Below are 552 nucleotides of genomic sequence, written 5' to 3'. Positions count from 1 at the left end.
TTAATGGGCCGGGGCACGGCCTCGCTCCCCAACGACAACAAGCGGCACATCGAGCACTTTGTTCAACGACTCGGCGAGCGAAATCCACAGATTGTGGCGATCCAGCGGCTGTCGCTCGAGTTCACCGACATAGTCAAGCGCCGCGCCCATCAAGCGTTGGCAAGCTGGCTGCGCCAAGCGCAGACCAGCGCTGTACCAGAAATGCAGCGGTTTGCAGCCAAGCATTGGCCACGACTACGATGCCGTACACGCTGCACGGCTCACGCCCTACAGCAACGGCATCGTCGAAGGCCATGTCAATCGGCTCAAGTTGCTCAAGCGCCAAATGTATGGCCGCGCCGGCTTCCAACTGCTTCGTACTCGCGTATTGAATCGGTGCTGACTTGTGACGTGAAACTTCACACAAAGTGGGGAAGAGCCACTTCTAAGTTGCTGTCGACAACTTGACGAATGGTTTGACGTATTGGGCGGGTAGAAGCTTAACGTTATGCCCGAAGCTTTGAAATTTACGGGCCAGATACTGAGAGCCACAGCATGTCTCGATTCCTACCA

The 552-nt window shown here is 56.0% G+C and carries 1 protein-coding gene and 1 pseudogene; both read right to left on the bottom strand.

Translation table 11 applies throughout. The annotated features are described in order from the left end of the window. Complete coding sequence (locus KQH60_RS14535) at positions 1 to 225, bottom strand: hypothetical protein (protein ID WP_237577119.1); 225 nt, start codon at positions 223 to 225, stop codon at positions 1 to 3. Between the two features lie 217 nt (positions 226 to 442). Beyond that, positions 443 to 552: pseudogene (locus KQH60_RS14530) on the bottom strand (IS110 family transposase); the annotation flags it as partial.

Origin of the sequence: Mycetohabitans sp. B8, assembly GCF_021991875.1 — a bacterium.
Classification (GTDB): Bacteria; Pseudomonadota; Gammaproteobacteria; order Burkholderiales; family Burkholderiaceae; genus Mycetohabitans.
This window is presented reverse-complemented; position numbering and strand designations above follow the sequence as displayed.